The sequence below is a fragment of the Caballeronia sp. 11_S32 genome, assembly GCF_056930355.1.
The window spans coordinates 1,751,834-1,776,656 of record NZ_JBXOWH010000001.1; the positions used below are offsets into that span (position 1 = coordinate 1,751,834).

General features: G+C 54.8%; 11 protein-coding genes. All 11 read left to right on the forward strand.

The window, feature by feature from the left end:
* Positions 1-123: 123 nt before the first annotated feature.
* The 11 genes from AC1Z32_RS07915 to AC1Z32_RS07965 all read left to right on the forward strand — a co-directional run bounded on the left by AC1Z32_RS07915 (position 124) and on the right by AC1Z32_RS07965 (position 24,798).
* A complete protein-coding gene (locus AC1Z32_RS07915) occupies positions 124-1,182 on the forward strand; it encodes a phospholipase D family protein (protein WP_483478123.1) in 1,059 nt (352 codons plus the stop codon).
* Between the two features lie 659 nt (positions 1,183-1,841).
* A complete protein-coding gene (locus AC1Z32_RS07920) occupies positions 1,842-2,195 on the forward strand; it encodes a hypothetical protein (protein ID WP_483478124.1) in 354 nt (117 codons plus the stop codon).
* Between the two features lie 332 nt (positions 2,196-2,527).
* Entirely contained in the window at positions 2,528-3,079 is a 552-nt protein-coding gene (locus tag AC1Z32_RS07925; protein WP_483478125.1) for a hypothetical protein, read from the forward strand.
* Between the two features lie 599 nt (positions 3,080-3,678).
* Positions 3,679-4,026: a hypothetical protein gene (locus AC1Z32_RS07930; RefSeq protein WP_483478126.1), complete on the forward strand. Its 348-nt coding sequence runs from the start codon at positions 3,679-3,681 to the stop codon at positions 4,024-4,026.
* Positions 4,027-4,245: 219 nt separating this feature from the next.
* The gene (locus AC1Z32_RS07935) at positions 4,246-5,043 is read left to right on the forward strand and encodes a hypothetical protein (protein ID WP_483478127.1); all 798 of its coding nucleotides are present in this window, start codon (positions 4,246-4,248) and stop codon (positions 5,041-5,043) included.
* Between the two features lie 619 nt (positions 5,044-5,662).
* Entirely contained in the window at positions 5,663-6,952 is a 1,290-nt protein-coding gene (locus AC1Z32_RS07940) for an IS110 family RNA-guided transposase (protein WP_483478128.1), read from the forward strand.
* A 695-nt stretch (positions 6,953-7,647) separates the two neighbouring features.
* A complete protein-coding gene (locus AC1Z32_RS07945) occupies positions 7,648-8,442 on the forward strand; it encodes a hypothetical protein (protein WP_483478129.1) in 795 nt (264 codons plus the stop codon).
* A gap of 1,187 nt (positions 8,443-9,629) precedes the next feature.
* Complete coding sequence (locus AC1Z32_RS07950) at positions 9,630-16,352, forward strand: ATP-binding protein (protein WP_483478130.1); 6,723 nt, start codon at positions 9,630-9,632, stop codon at positions 16,350-16,352.
* Positions 16,353-16,666: 314 nt separating this feature from the next.
* Positions 16,667-19,150 carry a DISARM anti-phage system protein DrmE domain-containing protein gene (locus AC1Z32_RS07955; RefSeq protein ID WP_483478131.1) on the forward strand — a complete coding sequence of 828 codons (2,484 nt, stop codon included), beginning with the start codon at positions 16,667-16,669 and terminating at the stop codon, positions 19,148-19,150.
* 27 nt (positions 19,151-19,177) lie between these two features.
* Entirely contained in the window at positions 19,178-22,720 is a 3,543-nt protein-coding gene (locus AC1Z32_RS07960) for a helicase C-terminal domain-containing protein (protein WP_483478132.1), read from the forward strand.
* Between the two features lie 5 nt (positions 22,721-22,725).
* The gene (locus AC1Z32_RS07965) at positions 22,726-24,798 is read left to right on the forward strand and encodes a hypothetical protein (RefSeq protein WP_483478133.1); all 2,073 of its coding nucleotides are present in this window, start codon (positions 22,726-22,728) and stop codon (positions 24,796-24,798) included.
* Positions 24,799-24,823 lie beyond the last annotated feature (25 nt).

Consider the following 24,823-nt stretch of genomic DNA (forward strand, 5'->3'; position numbering starts at 1 on the left):
CAGACCTACGCAACCAGACATTGTTCCGACAAGGTTGTGCCTCGGCGCGCCGCGGCGCTTTCTCGATACAATGGCGTTAAACCCGAATGCCGGTTTACAGTCGTTTAAATTACAAGGCAGCGCATGAAGAACGAAGTTGTCGCCCAGTCCCGGATCCGCGAAGCAATAATAAAAGTCCGGCCTGAGCGTATCGCCGTTGCTTATCTCGGCCGAGATTATGAGAGTTATCTCGGTGGACCGGACCGCCTTCCCCGGGAAATCGTTATCTCGCCCACCCTGGGTACGCATGCGCCGTCGGTCGCAATGCTTGGTGAACGACTCGGCTGGGATAACGTGCATCTTTACACCCAACTTCATGCGAAGATCTATCTAGGGAAAGACGCGACCCTTGTTGGGAGTTGCAACCTGACCCGCAACGGATTGCACGGCCAATTGCTCGATGAGATTGCCATTGTGATCACCGATGATGAATTGCGCGCGTGTCTCGGCGACGAGTACGCACGGATCAAAGCCGCCGCGATTTCGGAGTTCAAAACCAAAAAGCAGAAGATAGACGCGATACGTGAGCTCGAGCGGCTGACGAACAAAGGGCAACGCAACGGAGTCGTTCCATTTGATGGCGCCTCCGACAAGAGATCAGTTCTCGATTATCTCGAAGGTAACGACGACTTCTATGTCGCGTGGTGGGCTGGCGAGGGGGCGCTTGAAATCAACGACAAGACTGTCGCAACGGCGCTAGGCGTTGCGGACACATCAGTCGTCTACGACAAGCTAAGCTTCGCCCCTGATGATGACTTAGTCGAAAACCGCTGGGTGCTCTGCTGGCGCGCCAAAAAAAACGGCAAACCGCGCAAAAATCCCGAAATTTCCTGGCTCTACATTCATCACGTTATACCCGGAGGTGCCGACGATGAGGACTACTCTAAGCTTGTTGTGCAAAGGTCAGAAGACGGCGCCTTAAATCCGACGACTCCGAAACCGCCATTCGACGAAACCGACCGCGACTTTGTGGAAGCGTTTTGCGAGACAATGGACTCCGGCAAATTTCCCGAATTTACCCGACCGTGCAATCCAACAATCACATGGTCGATTAATCCAACCCTTGCGAGCTTCCGAGAGTTCATCTTCGACGTCCAACGACGCACAGCGCAAGTGAAGTTGCGTAAGAATATGACGGCGTGAAGCTGACGCCAGTCAGGGAACGAGCAAACATCGGCTAAGAGAAAGAATCGCTCGTGTGTGCCGTGGAGGGTGGGAGGTGTCATCCAGTGACAATAGCCGCGCGTGGAACGACTATCGCTTTATGGCCGAGAGGGGCGATGCCGCGCAACGCGCATCAGGCCGCAAAGACGAAGAGACTGTCGTGCGGCCGCCCCCGGCTTTTCAAATGACTTTTCATTCGGAGATTTCGAGCGCATCGTCGACCTCCATACCGAGGTGTCGAACTGTGCTTTCAGTTTGCCTTCGTCCAAGCAGACGTTGAACAGCTCTCAGCTCTTCGTCCGCTTGTGAAATAAAGGGACTCGTCCGCCGCGTCGAGTGTGCGCTGCGAGCGATTGAAACAAGGCCGATCGGAGCGACCCATCAGTGTACCTTCCTGGCGTATTGTCGCATTGATATGTGCGGAGACCGAGAATGCCGGCTCAGGAACAGATACTCTTAGAATCTCAGCTTGGCCTTCTCGATCCATGCGGGGACTGCAGCCCGAGCAAGGTTTGCGAGCTCAAGCGGAAAGGTGCCCTTCTCGCCCGGATGACCCGCGGGGAGAGTATGCCAACAACCTCCTAAAGGTTTGCGCTGGCGCGCCGTAGAAGCATGCAAACAATATCGGGAGAGAAGCGATGAAAAGGATTTTGATTGCTTTGTTGGCTGCGTCCTTGTCTGGATCCGCTCTTGCTGCCTGCTACGGCTCGGCCGCTCTCAGCACGTGCAACGACGCCAACGGCAATTCGTACACCGTCAACCGAATGGGCAATACGACGACCGTCAACGGGTATAACGCTCAGACCGGCAGTTCGTGGAATCAAACGTCCAACACCGTCGGCAATACGACGTACATCAACGGCAACGCGGCCAACGGCGCCCACTGGAACGAGAACATCACAAATATGGGCGGCGGAAACAGGATGATCAATGGCACGGACTCAAACGGTCAGAGCTTCAGCCATTACTGCACCGCTTACGGCTGCAATTGAGACGTCAGGCGTCAAGCATCGCGATCGAGGTTCTCTCGCTCTAGGAATTCCACGATGCTCCAAAGTTCTGCCGCAGGCCTACTTCCATTACTATGTGAGGCCGCGCGTGGCGCGGGCCCGGATGTGCCCCCGGCTAATCTACGGAAGGCGACTTCACGAAGATCGCTCGCAACAGAACCGCGGTAAGTCAGATCGTTCGCTGTGCGGCTGGATGGAAGCGTCGGTCATTGCCTTCACTTTCGCTGTATTTTACGCTTGATTTTGTTGCGAGTAACACTATATTGCTTTACAGCCATCCGGGTAGAGCGGCGTTTGGCGATGGGGAGATCGTCATGAAGAAGACCCTTCTATACGCTGCGTCTGTTGGTCTCTTGGGCTTCGCATCGTTGTGGCTCGTTGCCTTGACCGCTCCGAAAGTGGAGCAGGCGCTGATTCCTGAGCCCGTGTCTGTCGATCCACAAGGACCGGCAGGAGGAGGAGAAACGCGAAGGGGTGGCGTAGACCCCGCAGCATTAGCAGCCGCGACATTGGCACCGGCAATCTCGACAATCGCACAAACCGGTCCATACGGACCCACCAGCATCATTTTAGGCACGGCAATTTTGCTGCTGATCTTTGGATACGACATTGATCCATACAGGTCTGGCCGTCAGAGCTTGGCCTTTGCCTCCGTGATTGCGCTTAATACTGTGTTGGCGTTGGGCTACCCCATGGAATGCATCTTCTCGCCATGTCCTTTGGGTCGGGTGCATGATTTGTTTCACGATCCAGAGACGGAACAGAAGTTTTCTGATGTTCCGCCCCTTGTGTCGATCGCCGTCTGGGCAAGCCTTACCGCATTCGTTTTCTGGTACGACCGGGTGCATCGGGGTGGAAGGAAGTAGCCGTCGTTCTTGGCTCCTGCGAGGGCGCGTCAAGAATCAAGAAACTGATTTGTACCATATCGCGGACCGCAAATGCAGATCTACGTTCCAGCATCGCATCGCCAACGACAGCAAGACGACACGCAGCGGCCGCACCACGCCTGACCGGCGAGCGTCTGCTATGGCCGACGCACCAACATTCGTCGTCTCGCATGGCTCGGCCACGATGGGTCATTCGCGCGACGCATCGCGTGGTCGCTCGGCGTCGGCACCACTCCGGAGAAGGTCATTCGACGGAGGAGGTAGACCAATCGCCCCCCGCTGCCTTCGGATAGCAAGAAAGGAAAGCGCGAGAGAAACAACCTCGCCTCCTGCTTAGTCTGCCCTGCGGTGACATCGACGTCTGCTTTCGGTCACAGGCTGGCGGACGGCTTCACCTCAAGTTTTGCGTTGTACTGCCGATAGCTCATTTGCCGACGAAACGCAGCGGTCAGCGATTCGTCGCGCCCACATAGCAACGTTTACGAGTTACAAACAAAGGAAAGACGCTGGGTCAAAGACTATATGTTCGTTGAATCTGCGATCGTCGAGGGCCCGCACCCAGAACTGCGAGCGAACGCTTGCCGAAGCGCATTTGTTATCGTTGGGATCTAAAAATGAGAAATATGCTTCGTTCTATGATCCTTTTGGCGATTTTGATTGCGCCAGTTCATGCAAAGGCCGATGACGGCGCACAGGACGGAACCTATGATGCAATGGTGACTACCAAGAGCGGGACCTACACGGTTCCGGTGGAAGTCAATGGTGGCGAAATCACCCACGTGAACTGGCCTAACGGAGGGCATATGGACGTCATCAACGGTGAACTCGATGACGGGGTCGCAGACGGCTTGAATCTCCGCGGCGATCCGGTCCACGTCGAAATAAACGATTCAAACTACGAAGCCGACAGTTCCGATACCGAATAGGTTATCTGCGCCAGTGTCAATGTTTTTTGTGAAGGTCAAGCCGCGACAGTGCTGTACGATTGAAACGATGACAATGCAAGGACTCTGTTGCTCGACCGTGCCTGTCGCGGAATAAGGCACGGAACAGCGTGCGTCGTGGCGCCCAACCTCGCATTGAGCACAACGTTCGAGCGATAAAGTGGTGTCTCCATCTAACTTGCCACATCCCGAATAGTGATAATGCGCGTAGATACCTTCCACAACGAGCTACTTCGAGCAGGACGCGAACTGCATGCGGATGAAATCGTCGATGGCTTCTCTTATTGGATTTTCAATTCGCGAGGCGTGAAAAAGCGAGTGATTCGGTTAATGGAAACCGCGCATGGGCTCGAACTCAAGCGCGCCGCGACGTTTCGCGCGACGAAAAGCCCCGATGCGGAAGGACCTTTCGATGGGACATTGTCCGAGCTGCTCCATATCGTCGATAGCGAGGTTGCACTAATTCAGGCTGGCGATTTGCCTACTGCAAGCAAAACGCGATCCGCCGAGGGCGACCCTCCTGCCGCGAAAGTCCTACGATCAGGCAAAAGAAACGCGGAAGTGAGACTGACCGCAGGATTGGTAACGACCACACCATCCAATCAAGCTTTTATCCCGCTCGACCCCGAGGTCATCCAGGATGGGGTCGATGTCTCGAAAGCTCTCATTTATCGCTGGCAAATCTTCGACAAGAGCGAAGCGCTCATAGGCGTCTATATCGGCCTTGCGCGGGCAATGCGAGGGACGGCGCGATTCAATCGTTATCGCAATCACGTACGGAGAATTCAGCTCGGCCTGCCTTATGCGACCAACCCAGATGAGGACTACCGGAAGGTCCACTACGCCCTCGCGAATGCGGTTAAAGCGGGCGCGCGAATCGTCTTCACCTACCTGCGCAACAGCGAACCGGATGAGAGTCTCGAGATGCTTGAGTCTCGCCTGATTGTCGAGCACGACAGTTTCGGCTTGTCGGCGCATCAACTCAACGAAAAGCCTTGAAAGAGACTCTGACGGGACGTGACCGCACGAGTCCCGACGAGTCCAGAGCAAGATTGTTCGCAAAGAAGAACTGCTGCAAACGAGGCGCAGCGGGCAAAGTTAGTCGCTAGATTCTTCTCATTGCTTTCTCCTTAAGGTGTTTGGCAGCTACTACCGAGGCTTGAATGAAGGATCAGAGAATCGCGTATCTATCCTTGTCGATGCCGTTCCTAAACCGGGCCAAAGGGAACTTCAAGCGGAAGATGAGCTATAACGGGTCGATGTGTCGGCAACACTATTGCGACAAGTCTTCTTATCGCGAGGCGCGTGGCACGACCACAAACCTCCGTTAGATACAGCGTCTCGGGGGAAGGATGATGGCGCATGGCGGACCGGCGTTCGGCCATTATAGGTAGTCTGTGTCCCGCCCTTGATCGATAGTGGCGGGGCATGCATCTGTAAGCTACGAATAAGTCGGCCAATCGCCTGGACGATTACCGCAATATCTTCGAGCCCGCAGATGCGCTTGCGCTCGATAACGAATTCTCAGGGTTCGCCGTCGCACCGGCTCACTATAATGACTTCGCTGAGCTCAAGCCTGCATGCCCCTGTCACCAATCTACCACTTGTGGAGGCGCAGATGGCAACGCAATCGACTCGGCACTTCGTTGCCTCCGTCGGCATCGACTGGGGAGACACGAAGCATGACTTCTGCCTGCAGATATGCGGCGAAGATAACGTGGAATTCGGTTGCATTCCGCATCGGGTGGAGTGCATCGACGACTGGGCAAGAGCGTTGCATCAACGCTTCGGCGGCCCGATCGCCGTCGCGCTCGAATTGGCTAAAGGCCCGATCGTCGCCGCGTTGCAGAAGTATGATTTCTTCACTTTGTTTCCGATCAATCCGACGACGCTAGCGAAGTATCGGCAGGCGTTCAAGCCGAGTCGCGCAAAGGACGATCCTTCCGATGCAGAACTCGCCCTGGACCTGCTGCGGCGTCATCCCGAGCGGTTCACACCGCTAACACCGCAGAGCGCCAGCATGCGATCGTTAGCGAGTCTAATCGAGCAGCGCCGTTTGTTGGTCAGCGATAGGGTCCGCTTCACCAATCGCTTGCGCAGTGCGCTGAAGCAATATTTTCCCCAGACGCTCGACTGGTTCGAGCAAATCGACACGATGCTGTTCTGTGACTTCTTGTCTCAATGGCCAACGTTATTGACGGTCAAGCGTGCGCACAGCAAAACGCTTGAAGCGTTCTTCCATTCGCACAACTGCCGTCGGGCCCTGTTGATTGAGCAACGTATCAAGTCGATTCGCAGTGCGGCAGCACTTACCAATGACACCGGCATCATCACGCCCTATAGGCTGCACTCGCTAGCATTGGTCGCACAGTTGCGAACCACACTCGCAGCCATCGACATGTTCGATAAAGAGATCGCAGCGCTTGCTCCGACACTACCGGACTTCGCATTGTTTGAGTCGCTTCCAGGCGCGGGGCCGCATCTGACGCCGCGCCTGCTCGTTGCGTTCGGGGAGCAACGCGAACGCTTTCACAGCGCGCATGAGTTGCAGCAGTATGCGGGCATCGCACCCGTCACCGAGCGCAGTGGCAAGAAAAGCTGGGTGCATTGGCGCTGGCAATGTCCGAGATTCCTGCGCCAGACGTTTGTCGAATGGGCCGACCAGACAGTCAACAAATCGTTTTGGGCCGGCGCTTATTATCGCCAGCAGCGCGCCAAGGGAGCTTCGCACCAGGCTGCGGTGAGGGCACTGGCATTCAAATGGATACGCGTCCTTTATCGATGCTGGCAAACTGGCCGAGTCTATGATGAGAGTGTCTATCTGAACGCGTTGAGGAAGCGTGGCTCCCCGCTGCTCCTGCACGCGGCGTCTAATGAAACCCTCGGGTGTCTAGCTCAAATCACTTGACGGACCGGCTCAGGGCATGTTGCGGACGTTCGACGAGGCTCTCCTGGACGTCAGCAGACTGGCACGTTGCCGACGTTGACGGCGCCGCGCAGCGGAATGGCCACTTCCGGCGTCCGACAACTTGCAGTTTTGGTTTCGTTTGTTCGACGCCTGCCCTCGACCAAAGGCTCATGAGCCAACGGCAACGCGTGCAGCCAGGCAGGAGCTGAATTACCTCGAGGGAGGAAACTTCGGAGTGATCCGAGGGCGCCAGCGTCTCGCTATGGCGATTGACCAGCCTGCCCTGTCTGTGTGGCAGATCGAAGTCGGGCGATGTGAACGCTGTAAGCTGCGTCGATGCAGAACTGGGCGGTGATGCCGCGTTCGCTTGCGAGCTTGGAATTCGGTTACAAGTGGGCACGAAGCAGAGTCGACAGCTGACATCAAGGATCGCGAGCGTGAGATGCAACTCCGTGCTCGCGGAGTCTTCGCCATTGATGGTCTGCCAATAAAGGCGCCGCAAGGCTTTGTACCGTGCCGGGCCTTGGGCTTCAACTCGGATCACAACTGGAACATTAACCCACCACAGACCAGCGGAACACGCTCCTTATCACAGTACTCCGCGCGCCGCTTATGTGCGCTAACGCATAAATATTCAATTGCCAGCCTCGTCGAACTCCGCTCCAATGGGTGTCCCGAAACGCACGGAGACCACCATGTCTGGTGACCAAGATTTCGACTTGCGGACATACCTCGACCACGACGTGCTCGCCGCGCACACCCGGCATCTGGAGAATGGTCGGAGGTGGCTTAGCGCGCCGACGCGCGAGGTCGCAGACTGGGGTCTCGATGCCTCGACTGCGCGTGCAATCAGCACGGGCCTTCGTGATGACAAGGGTCCAATTGCGACTTATGAATCATGGGCTGCGGTGCAGATGGCTCGGGTGACAAGCGATCCAGTGCTGCTGGCATCGTTGGGCACGAAGGACGGATTCGAAGCATGGCACGCCGGCTTGGCCCAATCCTTGAATGCGCATTGGCGAGTCTGCGTCACAGTGAACAACAAGATCCTTCGCGACCTGGAAGGAGATGACCACGTCCCAGCCAACGAAGAACTGAGCGTTGCGCATCGCTACAAATTGGTAGACCTGTTTGTGAAATGCCTGAGCACCAAAGCAGACCAACATCCGCAGTTGGCGCAGCACTGTCTCACTTTCGGCAACATTCCGCTCGATCGCAAAAGCCTCGCCGTAATCAGCGCAGCGTTCAGCGGCCTGCTCGTCGGTGCCGGAGATGCCTTCCGCATGGGCGACATTGTGTCCGAGGAAATGTATCGTACCTGCCAGCGATTAACACACCTTATTTGTGATGTCGCGGGTGGTACGCCGCTGCTTTTGGACATCTTCGCGTGGCATTCGCCCTTCGCCCAGAATCTGTATGCGAAGCGACCCCGTCGCCTTACGCGGAAAAAGAATACGCGGGCAAAGAACAAGGCCCGCACCGGCAAATAAATCGGCGCTGTCGGATCGAACGCTCGACGCCCCGCAATCAGCGCTTGCGCCCCCTCAAACGCATAGAGTTACGCAACCAGTTGCACCACCGCCCGATATGCAGCCGTGACGGAGAGCCTCGTGACTACAGTGGCTTTTTCAAATGAGCACGAAGTCAAGTGCCGACGCGTGGACGCCAAGCAAAGGAATATAAGCGCCAAGGGGTTGCGCGCGCTCAGTGGCTACCAGCCACTCTGCGGCGGACGCTCTGACTTGCCTCGGTTCTCAAGGCCATTTACTTCAATTCCCCACTGCGACCTTACCTGCTTGCCTGATGTCGAGCCTCAGCATCCCTTGACTTCGGCTGGGTGTCCCTTGGCGTCGGAGGCGAAGTGCATCGTGGCAAGAGTCAATGCTCGGACAGTAAAAATCCGACCGGTACTGGCGATGGTCGTCTACGGTCTTGAACTTGTTGGGCTCTTCGTAGAGGTTGTCGACGCTGATGAAGATGGCCAGTTAGAGACCGTCGCCGGTCATCGTCGTCCAAAACGTCCTGCGATCCGTCGGCGCGAACAGCGGCAGATTTCAGCCGAAGAAGACCAGGAAGAGGTCCAATTAGGCCTAAGACGTGGGCGAGCGCTCATGCTCAGATCGACGATCTCGCTAAGGTTGCTAAATCTTCTCACGTTGTGGGTCGCCCAAATATCCGCGTCGAGTTTCGCACCGGTCGCCTTCGCAAAGCAGGTTTGCGATCGTCCTCAGCTTTCCTCGTCCCTCAGCGCGTCATCCCGCTGACCAACCTTCACCTTGGTCAGCACGCGAGGCTTCCGCATCTGCGGGCAAGCAGCTCGACTCGCTTGTTAAGAGTCTATTAGAGAAAACCCTCGAAATCGCCTCAAATCATCGATCCTCGCTGCGACCACAGAGGAGCGGCAGCAGGTTTGATACTCCATATATTTTGTGCATTTTCCTTCGGGGATCAAGAAAGCCCCTGATTAAGCCGTTATAGAATGATCGATCTCGGGTTTCTCCTCCTACCGTATGACTAGTGCAGAGAGAGCTTGCAAATTTAGGGCCAGACTGGGGGGAGCAGCTGGCGCTGGCTTTTGTCCGCGCTGTGGTTTGCTGGTGCGATGCGTCGGTCATCACGGTGATACATCGTTCAGTCGTTTCGAAATCAAAAGACTCCGTTCCGGGGAGCGGTAAGAATGCAGAAGATCAATCTGGAAGGCATCTCAAACAACACAAGTGGCATGCCCGATTGTTGGTACATCGACTCTTTGGGAAAGCCTAGTCCAGAGGTTTTTCAGAAGCGCTTCGGTTTGCCCAGAAGCAGGCGCAACGACAAGTCAATAGTCGCGCTCAGTCGCGAAAAACGTTTGACACACTTCGTCGACTGTCTGCTGCACTTCAGAAACCTTAGCCTGCCATTTGTGCTCTCAGGGGATCCCGCCGTGAGCCCAGAGGCTCACGCCATGGCGCGGTACGACCCTGAATGGCATCTTCGAAACGAGCAGGACCTGACAGAGGTGAGCAAGCTAGAGGAGAGTGATCTAGCCAGCAAACTCGAAGCTCTCTTGGCGGTACGGCGCAATAAGCGGTTCAGACCTAATCAAGTCAAATTGCAAGCGTTGGCTAATCGCACCAACGTATCCGTCGACCGTGCCCTGGAGATTATGTGTAAATGTGCGCTCGAAGCGTGGCTAAGAGCGCGAAATGATCTTGCCGATTGGGACAGGATAGATCGGGGGCGTAAAGAAGAGCTCGCGGAGGTTGTGTTTGCTGGTTTCACTTTCTTCGGCAAGGCGGCGCTTGAAGACGTGTCTGCCGTGGAGCCGAAAATTTTTGATTATTACCGTAGTTTCCTTGGCATGCCGGTCGGGAGCAGGTCTTCGAAGGCGCAAACGCGGATCCTCTCTGAATCTCCCGTCGTACCTGCCGGTGTTCAGTCCGCGGGCTTGGAGCCCGCTATCGATAATTACGAGGTTGAGACAAGGTCAGCACTTAATGCTTTGGGACAAGAGGCTGCGTACGCAGTGGATGCCACGAGGGCCGGACTGCCCGACAACTCAGACGCGCACGAAGTCGCTAAACAACTCCATGTGACGGATCAAGCTGAAGCACTCGCTGCTTCTGCGGAGATTCCTGGATCCATCGATGAGCTCTTCTCGATGGTCATAGCGATGAGCCGAAGGGCACAATCAGATCCCGACTCTGCCTCATCGAGCGGCCAGAATATCCGCGACATTCTTGACAAACATCTACAACGATTGGTAGATCTGCGGCGCCGATTGAGCGACGACGAAGTCCTTGCGCTAATTGATCGGTACTGTGTTCTTGTTTTGCGCTTGCTCGAAGTTCTGAATTTCGAGGAAAGTGAGCAGCGTGAACTAGTTCCCGCGCTCCATAGCGCATGGAAGAGTACCGTTATCTCCGCCCTTGAAGACGGTCGGCCGCGTGCTTGGTTTGAAGTAAATGTGCTCGAACGGGCAGAAATGCCCGAGTTCGTCGACCGCTTTATGGAGGAGCAGAAACGGATAGCCGCGGCGGCTGCCGAGATTCAAGACATTCGAAATCAGCTCGTCGACGCAAAATTTACCGCGCGCGCTTCGTTGAAAGCGAAAGAGACTCAGAAGACGAACGAAATCAACAGTGCTAATCAAGAGCTCGAGACCATTCGCGTCGAAGTCGCTCACTACCTTGTTCCCGATGGACGGTCGCTTGACGACCTGATGGAGGACGAGCAACTCTTCGAGCAGACGAAGCTCGATCTCACTCAACTCGACAGCCAGGCGGTGCTAGAACTGGAGGCAGTCGTGTCAGGGAGGACGGTTTCAGAAACGTCAGTCGCGCATGATGCAACGATTGCGTCTTCGCTGGAATCGACACCAAGCGAGCACCGAAGCGATGACCCTTCGGTGGGGGGGCAGCACGACGTTGACCTCGAATCCGAGACAAGCGTCAACCAGGACGATTCGACAAAAATTGACGCCGATATAGGCGTGCAAACTGAGGCGACTAATAAAACTGGTACGCACAAAGAAGACTCGCTTCAACCTGAGGAGGAGGACCCGTCGGTCTTCAACGATGAAAATATCGCCGACGAACTGGATCTTGAAGCAATTGCCTCAACAAAGGTGCCAGAGGGAACTGCGTGTGTAGACAACGTTAGTTCACCCGCCATTCCGAACAGTGTTGATCAGGCGCTGAAGCACCTGCATTGGACGGAGTCAGCAGAAGAGGCACAGAAAGCGTTCCGAATCGCTTACGACCAGTATTCTCAAGTCCCACGTTACGTTATCGAATCGGTAGCCCTTCACTGGATCGGTGCAGGGCACCTCAACGTAGCAGCACAGATCTTGCGCGACGCCAGCGATTCGACGCTTGTCGAGGATCGAGTGCTCGACTCAGCGCTTCTGCGCTCTGCGTTCTATGGCATGAATTTGTGGCCGAAAGACCGAGAAGCACTAAGCTTTACCCAGCGCGATCTCAACTTGCTGAATCACAAGGATTTAGAGGAACAGCTAGAGCGTAAGCCGACCGGCAAGATTGTTCCTTATCTGCTCGTTTGCGCTACTTTGCAGCCGGCGCTCTTCGCCGGAGGACAGACCCAAGCGGCAACATTTCTACGTCTTGCTGCCGAACATTTTGAAAGTCATCTGAGTCGACTGCTGTCCGACACCGCTGAATTTTCGCTTCGGGGTGGCCGAGTTGATCTCGACCTCCTGCGCAATGAACAGGCTCAAGACACTCGTCTTGCTGCGGATCGTTTGATCGAACAGGTGAATGCTTGGGTCGAGGTCAATCAGCAGCGAACAAATCGATGGCACATTCTTCGGCAGGCCTTGAGAAACTGCATCAAACGGCCGGAACTTGCAAATGCGATTCAGGCCATCAAGAATGGGGAGAAAGGCGATCCGGCCGCAGTTCATCAGTTCGTCCAGACTTTCTCTTCGCACACGGAGGCAAGACGCCTTCTGGACGAACTTGTCGTTGAGATCCGTGCGGATGCTCCTGTTGCCGACAGAATCGACAGTCCCGCGTACTCAACGTTCTGCTATCAGATGGACGGTCTAGTCGCCATCGCAAATGCTTGGCTACTGGAGGTGGCTCCGGCGGACGTGCGTCCGAAGGAAGTGGAAGACTTTCTTCAGAAATTTCGTACGCTTCTGGAGCGATCGATTCACACGCTTGAAAATCACCCTGGTTTTGCCGACCTCGAACATCGGGCGGGCAGCCTCGTCCTACTCTCGTGTTTGAGAAATCTACAAAAGCGAATTCAAGTAGAGACTCATGACGCTTGGCGTTTCGACTTGACGGACGCGGTGTTCCGTTTGCCAGAAACTCTTGCTCGCCTCGATATGGGCGATGCTGGCGTGGACCATCGTCTCGAATGGTTTGCCATGCGCTTTGCCTCCGAAAGTTGGTTGGTTGACATGCTGGCGCTTGCGAAGCGCCAGAAGGCTCATTGGGTTCGTCTTTTGGTGCTGCGGCAACTGGACGCCGGCGGCCATTCGAACGCTGGCGAAATTGATGCAGCCAGCAACGATATAGCTGGGGTTCGCGCTGAAATAAAGGTCGCTATCGAGCGTTTTCGAAATCTTTCCCTGCAGGCGACCTCGGTCGATCTGTTAAGCGAGGGGGAGCATCTCGCAGATGTCGACCAGGTCAACGAATGGCTTCAGGCGCTCTCTGATCGACGACCTTACGTGGACGCATCAGATGTCGCGCAGGAGGTTCAGCAGCGCGTGCGATCGCTTGAAAAACTTCTGAATGGCGCCGCTGCGGGCCTTGAGGAGGAGCTCAACCGGGAACTCTTGGGCATTCGAGTGAAGCTTGGCCAAGACGCCGTTCCGGAAGGATGGGAAGGTAGATCGCGCCAAGCGCTGGAAAAGCGCAGCTTGTCGTTGGTTCGGGAGCTCATCAATCAGCTGAAGGAACACAGCGAGCGAAACGCACGTCTCGTAGAAACATCGCTGTTTGACAACGCGCAGCTGAGCGCGTTTTTGCGGGTTGAGGGGCAACTATCGCGTCTGCTCCAAGAGCATCCTAACGCGCGCGAAGCCGGCGAGCGAGTCATTGCGGAAGCGCCTGGATGCTTGGATTACTCTGTCTTCAGAGCAGACTTCAAAGATGCAATCGGTCTCTTGCTCGAATGGCGAAGCAAAGGCAAAAATCGTAAGAGTAAGCTCGAACGGCAAACTTACGATGGCATCGTTCGCCTTCTGAGCTTCTTGGGACTCGATGAGGCTGTCAGCTCAAAGGACGATGCTTTGACTAGTTGCGAGTACACGCCAACCGGCGAGTTTCGTCGACTGAAGGTGCGTATTGCTCGGCCCACCCTTCCCAAGGGCTTTCCGCTGTTCGACGGCGATAACAGTTCGGCCCAACCGTTGGACATCATCTTTGTCCAAGGCGATTGGAGTCAGGCGGGATTGTTAGAGTTGGTCGAAATGCACGGCCAACCCGATCGATCAATCTTAATGGTCGGGCATCCCTTATCACTGGATGAACGCCGTGCATTCGCAGCGTTCTGCCGCGATCGGAAATGCACGATCTTCCTTCTGGATCCGGTTGTGTTGTCGTACGTGGCGACGTCCCGGCATCGACAGTCGACTTTCGAAACGTTCCTACGCGTGAGTGCACCGTGGACGTTTTACAATCCTTACACGAAGGGAGATGCACGCCTCCCCGCGCCGCCGGAGATGCGATTCGGGCGCGAAGCCAACATCGCATCGCTCGTTGAACCGCGAGGCGCGGCCCTGGTCTATGGTGGGCGGCAGTTGGGCAAAACGACCCTGCTGAGTGCTGCGGTCCAGGAGTTCAAGAAAAAAGATCAGAAGCATAATCACGCCTACTACATTCCTATGGATGGGATGTTTCAGCACGTAGTAGAGCGTGGAATCAACGTTAAACGACGTCTCTTCGACCAACTAGTACGCAAACTGGTGGACGACAAAGTTCTGTCGAATACTCCGGGGAGTTCGCAAGCAGATCCAGAGGAGCGTCTACGCCAAGAGTTTCTGCGGCCAGGAGCTACGAGAGTACTGTTCTGTCTGGACGAAATCGACTCTGTTCTAAACAAGGACGCCGCAACCAATTTTGAGTTGGTGAGATCGCTGAAGGCACTCGTCAACGACCCGCATCATCGCTTTCGAGTTGTTCTGGCCGGCCTGAATAACGTCAATCGATTCCGGACCTATCCAAATGTGCCACTGGAGCAGCTCGGAAGCCCGCTTGAGGTTGGAATCCTTTCATCGCAGGACGCTAGAAATCTCATACTGCAGCCGTTGACCGCGCTTGGATATCGGTTCCAAGAACCGGAACTGGTCGACCGCATCATGGCATTCACGAATTGCCATCCAAGCCTCCTCCACATCTTTTGTAGTGCACTTGTGGAGCAACTTGGGCGCGATCGCAGCCGGACGGACGGAATTCGCCCGATTCTGGCGACCGACATCGAAAACATCGAAAGCAACTCGGACGTTCGTCGACTCTCTGGAGAGAGATTCGATATGACGCTGAACCTCGACAAGCGATATACGGTTGCCGTGTATGGGTTGATTGCAGACTACGATAAGAGTCTGGCGAAATTCACCGTCAGCAAAGCGCTCGAAATTGCTCGTACATGGGTCCCGGAAGAGTTTCAACAGATGAGCGAATCTGGGTTCGAGATCATCCTTCAAGAGCTCGTCGGTCTTGGCGTGTTGCGAGTCGATGATAAATCGAGGAAGCAATACGCCCTGCGGAATCAGTCGATCCTTCAACTTCTCGGGTCTAAAGACGATATCGCGCATAAGCTGCAACAGGCCATTACTGGTCTTAAGAATCATGAGCAAGACGTTCTGACCTGTCACGCTACCGGGTCTCAGACAGACAAGGTTCCGTCGCCTCTGTCGTTGCGCGATGAGCGCATGATCCTTTCGGCTAGACCCCCCGAAGGAGCGCCTTTCTATTCAGTGTCGCTCGTGATGGGATCGCCGGCTCTCGGGCTCTCGGTCCCAACAATGCAAGAGGGCTTTAATGCCATCAATGAATTCCAGTCAGGCGCGGTTGTCGCAAAGTATGAAACGCAGGTCGTAAAAGACGCTACAACCGTCGATTTGAAAAAGTTTGCAGAACGCATTCATACCGCGATCGACTTATGGGCTTCGGTAAATCCGGCCGTTGTCATCGTCCCACTCGAAGGCTGCGCAATCGATCGAATGGTGGATCTGGTAAGCATAGCAAACGAACGAGCAGGGAAAGCAACTCGTCTCAAGCACCCTCTGCGCATCGTCTTTTTGCTTGGTCCGAAGGCAATGTGGAATTGGCACGCGCATTCCTGGCTTACGCTTGGACCCGACGAGATCGGCGGAACAGTCGACCTGGATCGCTGGACCGCTCAAGCATGCGAAAGTCTGCTGGAGCAACAAGGGATGTCGTCCACTCTGGAGCAAGGCGAAACTCTCAGAGCATCAACCGAAGGGTGGCACGACCAGATCATCAACTTCGTCAGCATTCGAAAGCGAAAGGAATCGGCCTCCAGCCTCACAGACCTTGCCCGAACCTTCGTAAAGGTTGACGAGCTTCCCGGTAAGGATTTCGACAGGTTCATCTCGTCGGTTGGAATGAACAGCCAAGCCTGGTCACTTCCACTTGGCGTAAAGCTTGAGGAGTTTGACTTGCTATCGGGCTTCTCCCGAGCAGACCTGGAAACGGCCATCGGGATGCTTGGCGATGAGGACACAGAGCTGACACTTAGTCCAGATCAAGCAGAGGCCGTTATTCGTTGGTGGACATCGCTCAGGGTGCTCGAAGTGAATACTTTGCAGAAATCGCGCGACGCTGCACGTGAAGGTGTGGTGACCTATGCCTTTATTCCTTCCATCCAACGCGCTATCTCCGAGCACGGTGTCAAGGCGAACGGAGCCAAAGAGGCACAAGCGTGAGGGGCTCGGGAGATGTCGCTTTATACGATACCGAGTCTTGGGTCGATCTCGTAGAGCGCTCGTGGCCGGCTGTCACAGCATCCGACTTGTTGCGAGGCAACGAAGAGATTTGGAGGCATGATGGACTCAACGTTCCTTCCAAAGACGAGGCTGTGGCACTTGCGACGATGGGTCGGCTTGTCCGCTTTGGACAATCGATACAGTTGAGCTTGCCCATTGGGCAGGGATCGATGCTCCCGCAGGTAGCGTTCTATCTCCATCGATTGCGCTTGGATGCAGCAGGAGGTTTGCTACGGTCCTCCTGGTTCAATCGAATGTCTATTGAACGACGCACTGATCTGCTCGTGTTCGGACGCCATCGGAACATGTTGCGCTCATTCAGCACATCCGCAGTGATGCGTCCGCAGTTGGTCGGAGGATCTATTGCGGTTGAGTCCTCTGAACTTCAGCGAACCCTATTGATAAACGGGCAGCGTGATCTGCTGGAGGCGCTCGAACTTTTGGAAAAAAAGGCCAACCCGTTCGCGATAATCGTTGATGCCAGTCCCCACGGATGCGAAGCGAATGCGATTAGCCTTACTAAAGTCTTGCCTGAGTACTTTAAATCAGTCCCGGTGGTGATGTTGAACTACACGGGGCAAACCATAGCTGATTCGGTGCCAATGCACGCCTGGAACACACGCTTGTCGGACGCTTCCAGGCTGCGAGGATCTAAGCCCTGCTCGGGAGCGTTTGGAGCAGTTGAAGTGACCGCTGCTGTCGATCCCACTATGGACGCGTTCGTATCCAAAATTGGGTTTATGGTTTGGAATCTGAAGCGAAAGCTTGAGGAGATCGGAGGTGTCTCCCAGGAATTTCAGGCATTGGTAGCCGTGGACCGTGCACTTCGTGGTCTGAATGTGCCTTTGTCTGTTCATGAAGCGGGTATGCTCCGCCACGCCCGGGGAGGCCATTTTGCCATCCGCACCATTGAATCCTCGATAGAAATTGCATCACGGCTGCAAGGACGCAGAGGCGACATACAAGACCTGCACAACCAGGTTTTGGCTACAGTGCGTCGGATGACTGCGGATCTTCGAGAGGCGGTCCCGGGGCGCTCGGAGGCGATCGTTAAATTTTGCGGCGAGAGCATCGCCAACCGTCAGAAAATCACGGTCATGGTCGGGAACAAGAGAGATGCCGAGATTCTCATAAACTATCTCGAAACCCGTCTCGGGACGGAGGCGGTAGATTGGTTGACGGTGTCCGCCATGGACGGCGCAGGGGCTTTTGCACCGCAAGAACAGGATCTCTTGGTGTATGCGTCGACGCTTTATCCATCTCGAATTCATTGGTTGGGTCTGCAGGCAAAGCGGAAGTTGGTGCTGTGTCATCCTTTCGAGCGCGAAAGATTACAAACTCAGTTGGCAAAATGGTGGGCCGAGCATGCGATGCCCAGTCCGACAAAGGGTGACAAATACGCGCTCTGGGGATTTCAGTGGCCTGCGCGACGCTTTCTTCGAGACGAAATGACGTGGGATTCGACGGCTCCCAACGATCACATTTCATACAGCGAACTCGACATCAACGGGACATATCCAGTCAAGCCTCGCATTGCACAGTTGGATGCTCGTCGAGGATATGACGATTGGTTGAATGCGCTCATGCAAGAGCCTGCATCGATAGAAAGCGCTGATGATCGCCCGCCCGAAGCGACGCGCAATGTTGTCGTGGTTCAGTTTGAGGGGCAGACAGAACCCGTTCGGTGCAACGCTAATCAGTCCGTGATGCGTCTGCGCGGTGACGAACTAGACCGTTGCGCGGCGCATGAGCTTTGTGTCGGCGATGAGGTGTTGATGCTCGAGATGAGCAAAGAGCGAATCGCAACGCAGAACGACCTATTTGAAATGTTTGTCGAGAACAACCATGGACTCCAGCAGACGCTCCGCATCGCGGACAAGTGGCAAACCTATGTTGACACGAGTTTAATGCAATTTGAGGGATCAGTTTCTGATCTCAATAAGTATTTGAAATCGAGGAAAGTCAACGTTCATAACAGTACGGTCCAAAACTGGGTTCATGGCGGCGTGATCGGACCGCAAGACAATTCTGCGATTTTTGCTTTGGCCGAGCTTATCCAGGTAAAGAATCCAAAGCAGATGGCTCAGATGGTTGGGCGCGCGATAAATGTCATTCGCGCTGAGCACCGTCGGATTGGAAGTGATCTCAGGCGAGCTATCAATGTGTCTCGCGCGCGAGACGTTTCAGGCGTTCAGATTGGCTCCCGACGGTTTTCCCGCGACGTCTTCGATGCTTTGGTGCAAGTTGCGACCGTCTCAAGCATCGAACAACCTCCGCACGAAAAAGTAGGCATCGATCCCCGGACGATCCGTGACGTGGCGCTCGAGTTCGCAATGTTGCATCCGCGAAAGATCCTGTTTACGAAAGGATGTGATCGCGGAATGCGAACGTCAGATTTCGCAAATGTGAAGGCATTCCGAAGGGTGCTGCAAATCCTTGTAGACGGATTCTATCCAATGTATGCGGACCACTCGAAATCGCTGCAGGAGGTTGAAGATATGCTTGCGGCCATACCCGCTTCATACGCCGGCGGTATGTCGGACGTGACGAAGGGAAAGCACGAGCAGTATTACTTCCGGCCTTACGAAGGATCGAAAGTCGATATATCGCGGCATATTAAGCTTGGTCGGGCGTTCGATCCAAGATACACCATGCGGATCCATTTCCACTGGGACGAGCGACACGCGAAGATCGTCGTGCACCATGCCGGCGAACACTTGCCGACGCTCAGCAACTAAGCGGGCGTAAGAGGAGAACAGCAAAAGATGGCGTTGACCTATAAAGAGAAGATGCGCATTTCGCAGCGACTTCTCGAAGCGATGCGGTTGCGGCTGACAAGAAAAAATACTGAGATACTCCCACGAGAGGGAGTGGTGTCAGACGAGGACCCTGCAGACCACTCGTTGCTCGGTGGCCTTGCTCCGCGACCCGATCCGGACTATCACCGAGAACAAGCGCCGTGCGCCATGGGCATGGTGTTGATGGCGGAGCCTGATGAGACCGAACACGTTAATTTGAAACTCAGCGGCCGTTTCGACGTTACGCACCGGTACATACCGAGCCTGGAGAAGATGCTCGAGCATCTTCAGGTCGGGGCAGATGGGGACAAACCTCGACAACGATTGCCAGAGTGCTACAAGCGATATTCGGTAACATTCAACGAGGTGACGCTCAAGCTGTCTGCTGAAAACGTCAATGTGTGGATGGAGTCCTCGCTCGATTCGATTTTGCATCCGCTACAGGAGTCTTGGAAAGATGATCGAAGAATCTTTCGCTCTTGCGACGTCAATGACAGAGGCTGGGCGAGCCTAGTTGTTCCGTGGACGAGAACCCATTGCGAGACAGATGAGGCCTTAGCTGATCTTGTACATCGAAATCTCTTCACAAGTCAGAATATCCTCGAACATCGTGTTGTTTTGAGAGCACGCCTGCGTCCACCCCCGCCGAATTTTGTCACCAGCGGGCGGCGTTATCTGCTCGAAATTTACCTGCAAAACAATACTGATGCGGCGGTGGGGAGGCAGCACGGCCTGTCCAAGCCATGTTTGCTCGACGTTATGTTTGAGGCTCAGCTTGAAAGTGGTCGTCAGTACGACGTCCCGCACAGATTGCAGCCGGAAGATTACCGCTATCAAGCCGAAGATGGAGTCGCAGGCTACGGCGTTACATGCGCTGTGCGCAAATTGGATGGAGACCTCTTTAGAACCGATTCGATGCCTGTGTTTGCGCAACCTCGCGTAGACGCACCGACCCCTCAGGAAGTTGGCATGGCGCTGCCGCCGAGCTTCTCTCTTCTGACGGAACAACCTCTTGCAGTGCTTAACGGGTTCTTAGCAGCTCTCCAAAGCTACAACCTTGTTTGGGATTCGGTTGAAGAAGAGCTGACGAGCGAGGGCAAGCTGGAGGAGTTGAAAGAGGTACTGGTCGACCGAGCTGCCTACCGGCAAGAGATGGATCTTATTCGAGACGGTATCAATCTGCTTCGTGAGCATGAGGACTTGAGACTTTGCTTCTCATGGATGAATGAGGCGATGGGTCGTGCAATCGGTCTACAAGGGAAGAGCTTTGACGGATGGCACTTGTTTCAGCTCGGCTTCATCCTTACCCAAGTGCGGGCGGTCTTTGAGCGACATTGTCTACCAGAGCAGCGGCAAAATGTTGCCGACACTGCGGACGTCCTTTGGTTTGCGACGGGCGGCGGGAAAACAGAAGCGTACCTAGGCATCGTTACCTTAGCGATGTTGTATGGTCGCAAGCGTGGACGCTTGTATGGCACTACCGCGTGGATGCGCTTTCCTTTGCGTATGCTCTCGGCACAACAGTTCCAGCGCCTATCGTATGTCGTCGCACAGGCCGAGATGATTCGTTGTCGAGAGGGTGTGAAGGGGCATCCGTTCACCGTCGGATATTACACTGGAAGCGGCACCCCGGGAAATATCAGTCGCTCGGAGGCAAAAGGCTCGGCCGTATGGCTGCCTGACTTGGTTCCCGAACAACTTCAGCGGTATCAGTTCATCACCGACTGCCCGTATTGTGGATCGAAAAAATCATTGGCGATGGTTAAGGATATTGAGCGATCTCGACTCGTTCATCGATGCACGAAGGAAAACTGCTGGACCAATCTACACGCGCGATCTGGTGAACACGGTGAGGGAATCGCAAAAGAAGTCGGCATCTATGTGAGCGACGAGGAATGCTATCGATATCTTCCAACCGTGTTGGTTGGGACCGTAGACAAGCTGGCTGTCATTGCACATAACGAGCGGTTTGCGGGCTATTTTGGCGCATTCCGACATTTTTGCCCCGAGCACGGGTTCACTTCCGACGCGAAATGCAGGCATCAGCGTATTGCTTTGGATTTGCGAGGGGAGTGGGAGTCCAAAGAGTGCGGCAACAATTCGCGGACCAGCAAGATTCGGACGATTCAGCTCTCTCCAATGCTGGATCCCGGCTTCCCCTTGTTGATCCAGGACGAACTGCACTTACTCCGCGAATCCCTGGGCAATTTCGATGCCCACTACGAAACGCTCATGCAATCCCTTCAGTCGGGGCATAGCGGACAACCTTCAAAGGTTCTTGCTGCGACGGCCACGGTTAAGGACTTCGAGAATCAGCTTCTCCACCTGTACATGCGACCTGGTAGGCGATTTCCTGCGCCGGGTGCCAGACGGGGAGAATCGTTTTACGCACGCGTAAGCTTTGACAAGGATGGTCCGCTAACTCGGCGTTGGTTTGCGGGAATCCTGCCTCTGGCGTTCACGCGAGGAGGAACAGAGAAGGCTGCAGCGGAAATTGCAACGCGCTTTCTGGACCAAGTCGATAATTGGCTGGAAGGACTGGCGACCAAGAACGGCGATGTGGCGTCTAGTATCGGCTTCCCGCTGTCCCGCGCGGAGGAACTCGTCGACTATATCGGCAAGTACCTAAATACGGATCTAATATATGCCATCCGCAAAAGGCAGACGACCACCATTCGTGAACATCTCGAGGACCTGAATTCGAGATACACCCGACCTCGCGCTCATGTTCTGCTTGATGGTCAAACCCCGTTAGACGACATCCTTGGAGCCATTCACAAAATAGAGACGAAGGGACCACAGGATCCGATGCGCCATATCGTCGCGACGAGCGTCGTTTCCCATGGCGTTGACATCTCCGAGCTTAATTTCATGGTCTTGGATGGGTGGCCCTCCTCGACCGCTGAATACATACAGTCGTCTGCGCGGAGCGGTCGAACGCAGCCAGGCATCGTGATGTCTGTTTTGAGCCCAGGAAAGCTTTTCGAGTCTGGGGTGTTTCTCAATTTCGGTGACTATCACTTCTTCTTAGATAAGCTCGTCGACTCGGTTCCGATCAATCGCTTTGCACCGAACGTGTTGCACCGTACGCTTCCTGGCGTATTCACAGCAGTGGTGTACAACTGGGCCAAGCATCAGCCGGGCTGGGGCAGGGACCTCAATCGGAGCGCGAGTCAACTGCACAAGGCGCTGAATGATCCCGCCGGAATCGCAAGACAAAAGCTTCGCGAGATGCTTATAAGCGCGCTTGATGTCCCGAGTAAGATACAGCCCCGTTTTGACATCCGCGTTCTTACCATGTTCCGCAAGCAGTTGAGCGACGAAGTGGACCGTGGATTACACAGGTTGCAAAACCTCAATGCTGCGAACGTCGACAAAGATCTCGGTACTGCACTCGAGTCGATCTATCAGTTCGGACCGATGCGATCCTTTCGGGACATCGAAAATCAAATCCAATTGACGCCCGTTGATCAAAAGTCGGAGAACGTGCTGAGCGCGTTGGGGAGATAAGAGACATGAACGAGAACGAACAGGAACTTGTTCAGAACAGCCGCATTTTCTACGAAAACTATTTGCCGGGTGCTGTACTCAGACAGCGCAACCAAGCTCTGGCTCAGGTCGTCGGCGTCGCCGATCGCGAGGACGCTCTGGAGGGACTCGATCGCAATCAATTGATCGACGCCGTCCGTAAGTTTTTATTGGATTGGAAGAGCAACGGGGGATCAGTCGAAGCCCTTTTTGAGGAGGCATCCGAACGGAACGACTTTCGAATTCAAGCTCCAAGGGAAATTTACGTAACACCCTTTCCTCTAGTTTTGCGCTGCAATGTCTGTGGAGCACTTGAGAATCACGACAAGCCGAGACGGGCTGCCGACCTCATCTTGACGTCAACTCATTCGCGGATCAGCCGGAAGGGAAATTCTCAGAGGATCCGGTGTACCCGAACCGGCTGCACAGGCGTGATGCAGCAGACTCCCTATGTTGTTGTGCATCGATGCGGACATATGACGCCAATGGCTGTTCCGCCTGCGGCGCGTGGCATCGCGTCCCTGGGCTTGCGTGGAAACGCTGGAATGTATCGCCAGAATATGTTCTTCGATCTCTTTACTGATGAGAATGTTGCCGCCGCAATCACTGAGACTTGTCCGACATGCTCGGTAATCAGCGCCAGCAATGGGGTCACCGCGTCTCCGCTTCAAAAGGGAACCGCAGTAAGCGGAGGTGATGCGTTTTTTCCGCAAACTCTTCAGTTTGTTGCTTTATCGAAACTTCCAGGACAGTTGGTTTCAAACATTCAGGCTGAGCTCGCACGCCATCCAGAGGGGGCGATTCTTGAAGGTCGAGCGAAGGACCTTGGGGAAGGTGTGGCGCTTGGCCTGCTAGGCAATGTCGATAGTATTACCCTCCAGTCGCGATTGCTCCAGATCTTGGAGGGAGGCGCCGCCACTCCAGAGGAATTGGCCGCCATCCAAGCAAAGCGTATGAAGTTAGAGGGAGAAATCAAAACGCTTGAATCGCTGATTGCTGGGGGCATGGACCTACAGGAAAGCTACGAGTCAGCGAAGCGAAATTTGTCAGCTCTGACAAGTAAAGTCGGAGCATCCGAGGGCACATTCGCGGAGGTGCGCAAGTACATCGAAGCTGATCACGTTTTGCAGGAGCTCGTGGAGCAGCGCAGGACGTTGGAGGCAATCCTCTTGCGCCACGACGTAGGCCGTCAAGGTGTTGAACAATCAATTGCCGCTACAAACGACGCTATCATAAAAGCGAGTCGAACTAAGGACTGGAAAGAGGTGCGAGATACTTACAACGTTCTAGACATCGCACACATACCTGATTTGAAGGTCGTTCTATCTGCAGTAGGCTTCACTCGGGAGAAGCGCGAGCCGGAGCGCAATCCGGATGAAGTATCGGTCAAGTTGAACCCATTTGAAGATCGCGTGAGGACTTCGTCGAAGGGCAAGGCGGTTTTATACGCTTTTAGTGCGCAGACAGAGGCACTATGGATCAAGCTTGATCCCCTGAAAATTCTTAACTGGTGCGTCGGGAGCGCTGGTTGGGAAGCGCCGCCATCGGAGGTTCTTGAAACGCGGGCGTCTGCTCACGCGTATTTGCTGCAGAACAGCCCCATGCTCACGCATCCGCCGGGGCAAGTCGCTGAACTGACGAAGACGTTGGGTACGCAGAGAAGCGCGCCCTTTCATCTGCTCCATACCATCAGCCACGCGCTGATGCTGACGGCCCGTCGGCACAGTGGTTACGATAGTCAAACTCTGACGGAATATCTTCTTCCGATGGACCTGAGCTTCTTGGTGTATGTCACATCGGTTCAGAATTACACGGCTGGTGGGCTGCTTACGCTCTTTCAACACTATTTGCGGCGTTGGTTCGAAGACGCTTCTTTGCATGCATACAACTGCGCATTTGACCCGATCTGTTCCGATGTGGGTTCCGCCTGCCCCGGCTGCATCCAGGTGCCAAGGGGATGTGAGACGTTCAATGTCGGCGTTTCTCGAGCATATTTGCATGGAGGGTTTGCCGACAAGTCTCAAGGACAGTGGATTTCAACCGGGTTTTGGCAACAGTGATCAAGTCCCTCCATGACCTTTTGGT